Below are 11,956 nucleotides of genomic sequence, written 5' to 3' on the forward strand. Positions count from 1 at the left end.
TTAATAGATTTGTATGGATGCATAAGCTAAAGCCTAAATGTGACTATAAAAACAAGGTAATATGACAATTATTAGTATTTCTTAATATAAGCACTTTCGTTTTAGGGTGAACTAAAACAGTAACTGTAATAATCTAATAGCTGACTAATAGTCACAGCCCAATTAATTCATTTGTAGGATGAGAAATGATTACCCACGAGCCTAACCCTCAATACACAGCGAACTCAGATCGTTATCAAAAAATGGCTTATGCCCGTTGTGGTAACAGCGGTATTCGCTTGCCAAAAATTTCATTAGGCTTATGGCAAAACTTTGGCGCATCAGACCCCCAATCGAATGCGAGAAACATCCTGCAAACAGCTTTTGATGCCGGTATTACCCACTTTGATTTAGCCAATAATTATGGTCCCCATTACGGCGCGGCGGAGTCCACTTTTGGTGATATTTTCAAACAAGACTTTAAGCTATATCGAGATGAGTTAATCGTTTCTAGTAAAGCGGGTTACGACATGTGGCCAGGGCCTTATGGTATTGGCGGCTCGAGAAAATATTTGATCGCTAGCTGCGATCAAAGCCTTAAACGTACTGGGCTAGATTACTTTGATATTTTTTATCATCACTGCATGGATCCTGACACTCCCATTGAAGAAACCATGCAAGCGCTAGATTATATTGTCCGCTCAGGCCGGGCGATGTATGTGGGTATTTCAAGTTATCAGCCAGCAGAAACGCTGCAAGCGATCAGTATCTTAAAACAGCTAGGCACGCCATTATTAATCCACCAGCCACGCTACAATATGTTTGATCGCTGGATTGAAGATGGCTTAACCGAGGTATTAAAAGATCAAGGCGTTGGCTCAATTGTATTCTCGCCATTGGATCAAGGTGTGCTCACTGATAAATACCTCCATGGTATTCCCAAAGACTCGCGCGCAGCCCAAGCCCATCAAATCTATTTAGCTGATAACGATCTAACTCCAGAGAAAATCGCCAAAGTGCAGGCATTAAATACCATTGCCCAAACCCGGGATCAATCTTTAGCGCAAATGGCGATCGCATGGAACCTTAACAATGATGCGGTAACCAGTTGCTTGATTGGTGCAAGTCGCCCAGCACAAGTTCTCGATTCGGTGGCCGCACTAGATAACCTTAACTTTAGTGCAGCTGAATTAGCCGCCATTGATGACATTGTTATGTAATTGCTCAAATCCAAGGATTACAGATGAAAGGATTACAGATGAAAAACAGCATCATTGGAGCCGCGTTAATGACAATGGTAACCAGTAGCTTATTAAGCGTTAGTTTAGTCAACCCTGCGGCTGCGCAAATTGACCCTAGTCAGCTTGATAACATCAAAGCGATCAAGCTCAATAACAGCCAGGTGATTACTGCAGGCTTGCCTACTGCAGAGCAATTTCAGAAACTTAAACATTCTGGGGTCGAGGTGGTGATCAATTTGATCCCCAAAGACAACTCAAACTATTTGGCGGCTGAAGATAGACTGGTCACAGATGCTGGTATGGTTTACCACAACATTGAAGTCGACTGGCAGCAACCCACCATGGAAGATGTAGCGCAGTTTATTAGCATCATGGAGCGCAATAACGATAAATCGATTTTAGTCCATTGTGCGTTAAATTATCGCGCCTCGGCTTTTTACTATTTATTTCAACTAAGCCAAGGCGCTGATCACTCAGAAAATGCCATGAACCAAGCGTTATCACCTTGGGGCGATTTACCCCAAAGCTTGGCTAAATACCCGCAGTGGAAAACCTTAATCGATGAGGTGCGCGGCAAATATCAGCAATAAATACCAGAATTTCAGCCGTCAGTTTTCAGTAGCGAGTTTTTCAGTCGTTAGTATTTCAGTAGTGAGTTATCAGAATTAGCCAACAAAGCGGCGATATTCACTTCATATATCGGCGCTGGGCTACCCTCTGAGGTAATATAAAAGCGACTGGCATCGTGATTAAAGCTCACCGCTTCTGCTTGAAATAGTGTCGGGAAATCAATAATTTTTGGCGTGGTCGATAACAGTGTTAAAGCGCCTGTAGGCTGTTGCTGCTGAAAGTAATAAGCATGACCATAGGTTAACACCACCGCAGATAAGCCATCCTTTGAAAAGCTCATTGCTGTCGAGTTTCCGGCAAAAAGTGCTAAGCGTATACTCCCGAAATAATCTGAGAATGATTCTGGTAATGCCGGCGGTGCCCCTAAAGGTGTTGCCACTAGCGTGTCCCTTTCTTGCTTAGGTAATGGCATAGGTAATTGCGAAGGAAATTCTGAAGGCAATAACGCCGGTGATTGCGCTAACTGTAACGGCAATTGATATAGGGTTTGTGGGGTGTGCCGCTTACTCAGTAATACAATTTGCTGGTTAACCACATCAACAGCAACAGACTCACAATCCTTTGGACCATCTGGGTAATTAAATGCCAGTGACACAAGCGGGGTGACCTTAATTGATGCGGCCAATTCAAGTTTGCTGACATCTGGCTCTGCAATGATATGAATAAAATACTGACTTCGATTGGCACGATTATCACCGACATCGGCGATTAACAGATACGCTTTACCATCGATAATAAACGAGCTCATATCTTCCCAATCGATATTTTTTACCCCTTCAATGTTCACCGTCGCCAGCACGTCACCGGATAAATTTATCGCATACACTGCGGCGCTATCGCCGCCATCATTGTGCAGCCACAGCACATCATGGTGTATATTTGAGTAAGCTAAGCCACTGGCTTCAGCAATTTTTTTATGGCTAATATTGCCCACTTGGCTAATGTTAGCTTGCTCGGTTTTGACCGAACACGCCGTAATAGCAACGGCAAATACTAAATATAAACAGAGACGTAAAAACTGATTTAGACATTTTGCGGCCATGTGTCAAACCTAATCCATTAGCTGAGATGCGAAATTTGATAATGACACAGTTAGCGTGATATTTAACCGCCTTGCTAATATTTAAATCTAGACTGTGCTAGAAAGAGATTAAATTCGATCTAAAAACAAACAAACAGACAGTGATAAATTAATCTTCAATTGGCTAATTTACGGGTTTTTCCCTTGGCCATTTGTTAGAATCCCAGCTTATTTTTTGGCAACTGTATTATTGCCACATTCTTTACCTAGCTCGGGCTGACAATCAGTTTAGTTCAGTGCACTCAAGTTTTACTATTAAAGGCAGGCTATGACCGTTCTTCTAATGACTCCACCTATGACCCAGTTAAATACGCCCTATCCGGCAACAGCCTATTTGACTGGTTTTTTGCGTACGAGAGGCTATGAAGCAGTGCAGCGTGATCCTGCCATTGAGCTTTTCCTAGAAATGATGACTGCGCCTGCGCTGGACATTATTCGTCAACATGTGGAAGCTAATTTCGAGCACTTTGAAGACGATGAATTACCTGATGCTATTCATAATTTTCTGGCTGAATTTGATCGTTATCATTTGACTGTTGAGAGCGCGATTCGGTTTTTACAGGGTAAAGATCCCAGTCTTGCACTGCGGATTAACTCGCGCCGATTTTTACCTGAAGGCCCAGCATTTGAAGCCATTGCGCAAATGGAAGCGGTATCAGGCGATGTACTGCAAGCCGCTTTTGGTAATCTTGGCGTTCAAGATAAAGCCAAATATCTCGCGACATTATTTATTAACGATCTCTCCAGCGTCATCACTCAAGGGGTTGATCCTTACTTTGAAGTGAGCCGCTATGGCGAGCAGTTAGCTGCGGCTAATCCAAGCTTTGATAACCTTTACGATACCTTGATGGACGAGCCAACCTTTAGCTCAGAAATTTTAGCGCAATTGGTTGAGCACTATTTAGAAGAAACCCAACCTAGCGTTGTAGCCTTAACCGTGCCTTTTCCCGGTAATATGCTTGGCGCGTTACGTATTGCGCAAACCTGTAAGGCCATTAATCCAGAGATCCCCATCATCATCGGCGGTGGTTTTATCAATACCGAACTACGGGCACTCAAAGATCCTCGGGTATTTGAGTTTATCGACTTTATCTGTCTTGATGACGGCGAACGCCCGTTAATCACCCTGCTGGAATACTTTCAAGGCCAACGTGAAGTCGATGATTTAGTGCGAACTTACTTCCTTGCCGAAGATGACAATGGCGAGCCTTACGTTCACTTTAATGAAAACCCAGAACTCCACGATATCCCGCAGGTGGAAGTCGGCGCTCCGATATACGATGGCTTGCCATTGAGCGAATATCTGTCTTTGTGTGAAATGCTCAACCCAATGCACCGTATTTGGAGTGATGGCCGCTGGAATAAACTCACCATCGCCCATGGCTGTTACTGGCGTAAATGTAGCTTTTGTGATGTCAGTTTGGACTATATCGATCGCTACGATACTGCTGGCGCTGATATTCTGGTTGATCGCATTGAGCAACTCATTGAAGAAACCGGACAAACAGGGTTCCATTTTGTCGATGAAGCACTGCCGCCAAAAACCTTATTTGCCTTTGCAAAACGCTTAATTGAGCGCAACGTGGTGATCAGTTGGTGGGGTAATATTCGTTTTGAAAGAACCTTTAGCCAAGCCCGCTGCCAATTATTAGCCGACTCTGGTTGTATCGCGGTCAGCGGCGGCTTAGAAGTGGCCTCAGATCGTTTATTGAAACTGATGAAAAAAGGCGTCAGTGTTGAGCGCGTTGCCCAAGTCACTAAAGCCTTTAGCGATGCAGGCATCATGGTGCACGCATATTTGATGTATGGCTTTCCGACTCAAACCGAGCAAGAAACGGTGGATTCATTGGAAATGGTGCGACAGATGATGCAGCAAGGTTGTTTCCAGTCTGCCTATTGGCACCGTTTTGTGGCCACGATCCACAGCCCTGTTGGTATGAATCCAGAAAAATTTGGTATTACTCTTAGCGATCGCCCTGAAGTTTTATTCGCTGAAAATGATGTCGATTTTAGCGATCCTACCGATACTGATCATGAGATGTTAGGTGAAGGGCTGCGTAAAGCGATTTACAATTACATGCATGGTATTGGGTTTGATCAGCCGATGAGTTTTTGGTTTGAACAAGGTGTCGCTCGCACTAGCATGAAAAAAGATCTGATCTCAAAAGCGATTAGCAATCTGATCGACAGCAGTGAAGAATGATCTGCTAGCTAACGAGCTAATTTTATAACTCACAGCGCTTATAACTAATAGCGCTAGCCAATAAAAAGGCCACTTTCTTGTTCCAAAAGAAAGTGGCCTGTTACTTTTACAGCTTATTTTACATACTGCATACAGCCTTTTGCAAAGCTGCCAACTTCTTTGTTAAGTCACGTAGTCTTAAATAACGCTTACTGATAAAGAAGCGTGCGATATTGGCGTGTTCCAAACACCTAGATATCACACTGTGCACTTGGCTTTTAGCATTTAAAGGATGAGGTAAAAATGCTAAAAACCAGTACCTGTTGTCACTCTTGTTAATCTCCAGTATTAATACTGGTAATCAAATTGCAGAGTGAATTCTGTGCCAGGCTCTTTCGCGTATACCACCACATCTTGTTGGTCGTATTCGGTGGTTTCACCTAGGATATTTTTCACTTTAAATTTCACCCCAAAGCTTTCAGTAGGTAAAAAGCTATAGCTAAAATCTAAGCTGTGAAAGGGTTGCTCGTACACATCATCTAAACCACCACGGCCACCATAAGCAATACGCTCACCAAACACGTTATACACTAAGGTGGCACTGTGAGACTCATTAGACGAATCAAAGCTTAACTGCATGTTGGCAACCCACTCAGAATGGCCTGTCATGCGGCGCTTATTATTGGTTGGGTCAATTTCACCATTACTGGCAATTTCAATTTCTGAGTCACTTAGGGTTAAGTTACCCGCTACGAAAAAGTCTTCCCAAACACTACCATTGCTGCCAATAAAGCCTAAGTCATGTAAAAACTCAGTTTCGATACCGTAGATATAACCTGACTCAGCGTTGTAAAACTTAAGTTGACGACCCGCTTCTGAGATACGTTGAATCGCTTCTATGGGTGCTGCAACATCTTTATAAAAGCCGCCAACACTTAAGTTTGCGCCATCTTCTGAGTAGTATTCCCAGCGTACATCTAGGTTATAGATATCTGAGCTTTCAAGTTCTGGGTTACCGAAGAAATCAAAACCGGTAATTGGGTCTTGAAACCGCACTGGCGCCACTTCACGTAAGTCTGGGCGAACCAAGGTTTTACTGGCACCAAAGCGCCATTGGCTTTCATCTGATGATTTCCAGGTTAATGCCAATGAAGGAAACCAGCCGTCTTCTGCAATTGCGTAGTCTTCAATATCGTAACGACCACCTTCATCTGAAATCTCACCATCTGGGGTTAATGGCAATGTCACGCGGCGAAAATCTTCATAACGCACACCTGCGGTTAAGCGCCATACATCATCAAAATCCACATCAAAATTGACAAAACTGGCGTCTATCATTTCAGCGGCGACATAATCTTCGGTGTCGGTTGAGGCGTCTTTTAATTCTAAATCAAGCGTGTCATTGGCAATGTTGTCATCAGAAAATATATTGTCAAAGTCACCCGCTAGAATATCGCCATTGGGGTCTGTTGGGCTTAAGCCGACATCAAAGCCCAATCGCGTGGCAAAGCTTTCACGGGTACGTTCAAAGTACTCATAACCACCACTGATTTTTAGCACGTTCATGCCAAATTCAAAGGGTAGGGTTAAATCAAATTTGTAGTTTTCAGTATTATCATCAAGGCGACTATAAACATATTTAGGCGCATCTTGGGTATTTAAGTTACGGCTAGTAATACCATCTGCATCATCAAGTATTACATTATAGGTGTACGATAATTCGCTAGGCGCGTAGCGTTTAGATCTAGCATTGGAGTACATCCAGTTGGCTTCTAAATCCCACAGATATTCAAAGAAATGCTCACCTTGAATTTGGTTACTGATAAGGTTACGTTCTTCATAAGCAATATCATAAACCTGCAGTGCATTAGGCTCGGCGATGGTATCAATGGTTTCTTCGATGGCCACTGAAACATCATCAGATGTATCACGTAAATAAGTCGAGAAGGTTTGAATTTTATGGTCGTAACCAATTTCTAAACCTAAGTTAACCATGCCTGACATTTGTACAATTGAATCGGTGCCCATGACGTCTTTTGAGTTTTCGATTTGTACCTTGTTCTCATCACCATCTAGCTCAACTTCGCGCTTGGTGTAGTTTTCAGCTTGTTGTTTATATGAGCCTGCTGCCATCATCCCGAAAATGATGTCATCGCTTAAGTCCCAGCGATCGCCAATGGCGATATTACCGCGAACTCCAGGGTCCGTACTTTCAGTAAATACCGTCATGTCGCGATACATATCATTGGCTAAACCACGGTTAATGGCTTGAGCACTGGCAAAATCAATTGTGCCATTTGAACCAGTAACAATATCAATGGGGCTAATTCCGCCATATTGATTGGTCACCTCGTTAATGCTGTTTGGCATTGCCCGAGTGCCATCATCTTGGCCAGTCCAATCATCGCCGCCACCGTTATAGGTATAAGTGTCATCGCTATCATTAGTGTTATAACGGCCACCTATTGACGCTTTAAAGAAAAAGTCTGCAGGAATAGATTTAGTACGAATATCAACATGACCACCGCCAAATGCAGCTGGCGTGCTGGCTGAACTGGATTTTTGTACTGATAAAGATTCAATGATAGAGGCTGGGAACATATCCAGCGGTACCACATTACGGGTAGGGTCTGGCGATGGTACAACCGCACCATTTAATGATGTACTAGAATAGCGCTCACCTAAACCACGTACATAAATGAACTTGCCATCCTTCAGGGTTAATCCGGTAACACGTCGAAGCGCGGCGGCGGCATCACTATCTCCGGTGCGAGAAATCTGGTCTGCGCCCATAATATCAACCACGGCGGGTTGCTCACGGCGCTCTTCCATCGCTTCTGAGGCAGAGCTACGTAAACGACCCGTTACCGCAATGACTTCAATAGGGAAATCTTCACCAGGATCATAAGCTGGTGTCTCTTCCGAGTAAGCTGGTAGTGTTGCAAAAAGAGAAGCTGCAGAAATAGCAGTAACAACAGCTAGGCTTAGCTTATTAGCGATAAAACTCGGCTTGGTTTTCATAACGTTTTTCAATCCTGTACACAGTTCAGGTCGCGCCACTAAGATGTGATACACCGGTGACAATTAATGTAAATTTAACTAACTATTTTGATTATCTAATCGGACTTTAAGCAGCATCGAGGAGTACTCACTCCCCGATGCCTAAGGTTTACTACTCGCTTTTATTTAATAAAAGCCCAACCTTCACGCCAATCAGTTTGGCCATCGAATGCACCGATATAATCAGTTGATTCGAAGAAGGTGTCAGTCGTACTCATATCAAGACCCGTACCCAATAACACAGTGTCAGTGCCAGCAGGCATGCCATTAGTTAACGTCACTTCTTGAGCAGAGTTACCTGTTTGAGCTAAGAACCAGGCCTGCGTGTCTACCGCATCGGTTGTATCTGTGTTGTCAGAGCTGTATTTGAATGGCTCGTTACAGTCGATAACAGAGTGAGACATCACTAATGTTTCATCGTTAACGTTGGTAACAAGACCTGCGTAAGTACCGTCTAGTTCTAAACACTCACCTGATTCAGTCTCAGAAGTTGCACCTTTGCGACCTTGAATCAATAGGTTGTGAATTGATGCACGAGTAGCAACACGAAGAATGATGCCTTCGCCTTTATCGCCACTGGCATTTTCAATATCAGCACCAGGAAGAATTGTTACGTTAGAGATAGTTGGGTTTGAAATCGGCGTGTCGTCAGTGCCTTTATGACTATCGCCTTCAATACCACGGTTAGCTTGACCATCTTCATGGGTGATATACACGTACTGTGCTTTACCCTGCCAGCCGTTAGTCCAATCTAAGCTGTCATCAAAGTTATCCGTTAGGTAAACATATTTAAGATTGACTGCACCGCCCCAAAACTCAACACCATCATCGCCATTTGCATGGACTTGAATATGGTCAACTTGGGTTCCACTGCCCACTGCCGCAAATGAGATGCCGTTCATTTCTTGGGTATCATTGACTTTAAAGCCGGCGTATTTGACTACCACATAGCTGATTTGACCGCTGTTATCAGCATTGTCATTACCGCCGTATGGGAAGTCGCCCACTTCAAATGACACATCACAGTTGTCTTTATCAGGACACTTGTTGGTTTCGCCATTACCCAGAATAACTAAACCGCCCCACTGACCACGCTCACCTTCTGCGCCAGCTATTACATCTTGCTGAGAGGTCATAACGATTGGATGCTCAGCACTGCCTTGGGCCATGATTTTAGAGCCACGGCTAATGGCGATGTAGCTGTTGTCGGTCGCAAATAATTGCGTACCCGCTTGAATTGCCAGTGTTGCAGAGTCTGCGTTATCACCACCTACAATCACCGCGCCGCCATCTACTTTGTACATCACGTTTTGACCAGCAAGCAGTGTTGTATTGGTGGTGATGTTACCTTCGATTGAACAGACTAAAGTCACGCTGTCATCTTTATAAAGGCCTGCAACCACATCTTCTGAAGTTGTGCCTACAGGGCAAGATGTTAAAACTGGTAATTCAGTTGGTGCAGGCGCTGCATCTTCATGAATGGCCGTGGTCCAGCCTTCCGTCCAGTCAGTGCTGCCATTAAATGCGCCGATATATTGGGCATCATCTAAACGGTCATCCATGTTAGCTAAATCAGCTGCGCCGCCAGTTAAAGCAACAGAAGATGAATTAGGCATATACCCTGATAAATCTGCAGCACCGGCTAAGTTACCTTCTTGGGCCATAAACCAAGCTTCAACGTCGTAAGCTTTGGTGTAACCTTTATCAGCATCAACCTTGGCACTCTTAAACGGCTCAACACAATCGATTAAGCTGTTTTGCATGTTTAAGTTGCCAGCTTCAGCGGTATCAACTGTATTGTCGTCATTGATTTCTAAACATTCGCCAGAATCAACATCGCCTTTAACCAGCATGTTGTATGCGTTAACAGCCGTGCCTTTGCGCAGTAAAATACCTTCAGCGTCATCACCACCACTGTTAGTGCCGTTAGCCACTTGAATGGTGAAGTTAGCTAATGTAGGCATAGACTGTGGTTCAGCATCAGCGCTGCTGTTGCTGTCACCTTCGATACCACGGTTTGAACCGTTATCCTCTTGACGGATATAAACGTGCTGGGCACTACCTTGCCAACCGTTAGTCCAATCTAGAGAGTCATCAAAGTTTTCAGTTAACACCACATGTGAAAGCGAAACGTTACCGCCCCAAAACTCAACACCGTCATCGTTATTTTTATGAATTTGGATATGATCAACAGTTGTACCTGCGCCAACTGCCGCGAAACTAATACCGTTCATTTCTTGGGTGTCGTTGATTTTAAAGCCACCAAACTCAACCCGAACATACTGAATAACACCTGAGTTATCTTCAGTGTTATCACCACCGTAGTTGTGGTTACCCACTTCAAATGCAGCATCACAACTGGTTAAATCAGGGCATGAGTTAACAGGTGCGTTACCTAAAACGACTAAGCCGCCCCATTGACCCGCTTCGCCAGTTTGGCCTAGCGCCGCTTCAAGGGAAGTAAATACGATTGGCGCGTCAGCTGTGCCTTCGGCCATAATTTTTGAATCACGGCTAATGACTAAATAAGACTCGCTACCACCAATAATTTTAGTGCCAGCCATAATTGATAATTCAACCGAGTCAGCTTTATCGCCGCCAGCGATAACTGCACCATCAAGCATCCACACCACATCGTTTCCTAAAATGATGTTCGCGCCATCTTGACCACCTACCTTTACTGTTGAAGCTGCAGTAGAAGGTGCCAGTGTGCCTGTTAACACCCACACTTCTTTACCATCGATAGCCGCTATCGTAGTGCTTTTTTCTGCAAAGCCGCCGTAAGCAAGTTGTTGGTCCGTTTCAGTCGGTGTGGTTGGATCCGTTGGATTTGTAGGGTTAGTCGGCTCTTGTGAACCCGTATCAATATTGATATCGCCACCACAGCCCGCAAGTAATAAGGTTGCAGAAAGCGCAGCTGATACAGCACTAAGTTTAAACATTTTTTTCAGTTCCATTGTCATCTCCGAAGACGGGTGTAAGCGAGTTAAGTTGTTTCAATGGACGACAAACTAACCCGCAAAAATGACAAAAAGACTGCGTTAAAATGACAGTGAAATTTCACTAATATGATATAAATATTAATAGATAATAAAAACAGAGACTTACTGAGCGGTTTGAGTTACTTTTTATTGTCACATTATTAACAATTATTTTACCTAGGTGTCTTGTGGTGTGTTTTTTGGAGTTGAAAAAGTCTGTTTTTTGAGTTGAATAAGTGACGTTTTATCATTAATAATTGAATTATCAATATAGTCATCATTCAATTAGACAATTGTTACTACCCTAAGCAGATTTGAGGTTGGAATGAAAATTAAACGCAAGATACACAACAAACCGATTTATTAAAATAGCCTAAAAATACTGCTTAATAACAGTATTTTAGAATAAACTGGTTCGCTATTATTTCGATTTAAGCCGCTACCACAGCACGTGTTTTCCACTGCACGCCAATCAGACCTAAAATCACTAATACGCCCACAAAGCCAGTACTTAACGGGTTAAACAATACCCAAGGTACCACGGCTATTGCCAGCACTCGCTCAATCGGTTTAAGCGGTCGTAATAGATAACCTTCTATCGAAATGGCTATCACGACAATAAAGGTCGCGGTTTGCACTATGGCAAACGTAAACGCCATTAAACCGGCATCAGGGTTAAGTAAATCAGTGTAAGCCATCATGATGGGGATAATAAATAAGCCTTATCTTAACCAACAACCTATATATCACATGCTAATTTATGATCAATTCAGGTTTAGGTGATCAAGCTAAACCTCTCAGT

Annotated in this window: 7 protein-coding genes; 3 read left to right on the plus strand and 4 right to left on the minus strand. The window is 43.5% G+C overall.

Annotated features, from left to right (window positions below):
• Positions 1-185 precede the first annotated feature (185 nt).
• On the plus strand, positions 186-1,199 hold the full coding sequence (locus Q4591_RS14390; RefSeq protein WP_303461607.1) for an aldo/keto reductase: 1,014 nt from the start codon (positions 186-188) through the stop codon (positions 1,197-1,199).
• A gap of 23 nt (positions 1,200-1,222) precedes the next feature.
• Positions 1,223-1,810, plus strand: a complete 588-nt coding sequence (locus Q4591_RS14395) for a protein tyrosine phosphatase family protein (RefSeq protein WP_303461609.1) — start codon at positions 1,223-1,225, stop codon at positions 1,808-1,810.
• 47 nt (positions 1,811-1,857) lie between these two features.
• On the opposite strand, the gene Q4591_RS14400 is transcribed toward Q4591_RS14395, so the two are convergent.
• The gene (locus Q4591_RS14400) at positions 1,858-2,892 is read right to left on the minus strand and encodes a hypothetical protein (RefSeq protein WP_303461611.1); all 1,035 of its coding nucleotides are present in this window, start codon (positions 2,890-2,892) and stop codon (positions 1,858-1,860) included.
• 307 nt (positions 2,893-3,199) lie between these two features.
• Here Q4591_RS14400 and Q4591_RS14405 point away from each other — a divergent pair, with 307 nt between their 5' ends.
• A complete protein-coding gene (locus Q4591_RS14405) occupies positions 3,200-5,134 on the plus strand; it encodes a radical SAM protein (protein ID WP_102436573.1) in 1,935 nt (644 codons plus the stop codon).
• A gap of 327 nt (positions 5,135-5,461) precedes the next feature.
• On the opposite strand, the gene Q4591_RS14410 is transcribed toward Q4591_RS14405, so the two are convergent.
• The 3 genes from Q4591_RS14410 to Q4591_RS14420 form a co-directional block, all read right to left on the minus strand.
• A complete protein-coding gene (locus tag Q4591_RS14410; RefSeq protein WP_303461616.1) occupies positions 5,462-8,134 on the minus strand; it encodes a TonB-dependent receptor in 2,673 nt (890 codons plus the stop codon).
• Positions 8,135-8,295: 161 nt separating this feature from the next.
• The gene (locus Q4591_RS14415; protein ID WP_303446431.1) at positions 8,296-11,130 is read right to left on the minus strand and encodes a hypothetical protein; all 2,835 of its coding nucleotides are present in this window, start codon (positions 11,128-11,130) and stop codon (positions 8,296-8,298) included.
• 455 nt (positions 11,131-11,585) lie between these two features.
• Positions 11,586-11,855, minus strand: a complete 270-nt coding sequence (locus tag Q4591_RS14420) for a hypothetical protein (protein ID WP_102436567.1) — start codon at positions 11,853-11,855, stop codon at positions 11,586-11,588.
• Between the last annotated feature and the right edge of the window lie 101 nt (positions 11,856-11,956).

The organism is Shewanella sp. 3_MG-2023 (assembly GCF_030548765.1).
Lineage (GTDB): Bacteria > Pseudomonadota > Gammaproteobacteria > Enterobacterales > Shewanellaceae > Shewanella.